This window comes from Candidatus Symbiothrix dinenymphae (assembly GCF_001431085.1).
This window is the reverse complement of record NZ_BBRU01000336.1, coordinates 1-496: the sequence shown is the minus strand read 5'-3', so window position 1 is coordinate 496 and position 496 is coordinate 1. Positions and strand designations below refer to the sequence as shown.

Below are 496 nucleotides of genomic sequence, written 5' to 3'. Positions count from 1 at the left end.
CATTGACCCTGATGTCCCTCAAAGCGTGCCTTATGGAGGTAATCAAACCTTTAATTTTTACAAAAGTCCCGGGTACAAATTCCATGAGGTTCGACTCAATGGTAATCTAAATAGTCAAGCGATTGTTGATGCCGGTAATGTATCTCCCGAAACGGTTGGTACCTATACCTTTACGAATGTGAGCAATGATTCCACTATTCAGGTGTCCTACACAACTATACCCTATAGTGTCAGCTATAAATTGTCGGAATCTGAACTTGGTGGCTATCAAGATGCTTTAAACCCGGAATTGCCGGACCCCGAAAATCCAACGGAGTACAATGTGGAATCCCCTGATATTCCGCTGCGAGACCCGTATAGGCGCGGCTACACGTTCATCGAATGGCGTGCGGTGGATGTGGCAGGAGCGAAGACAGATAAAATCGCTCACGGTAGCATTGGAGATAAAGTCTTTTTCCCGAAATTTGACAAAACGCCCTACAAGATTACCTATTAT

1 protein-coding gene is annotated in these 496 nt (G+C 44.8%); it reads left to right on the top strand.

All coding sequences use genetic code 11. The annotated features are described in order from the left end of the window. Nucleotides 1-496, top strand: a 496-nt coding sequence (locus ASC50_RS04165; protein WP_226995387.1) for a hypothetical protein, incomplete at both ends; no start/stop codon positions are given.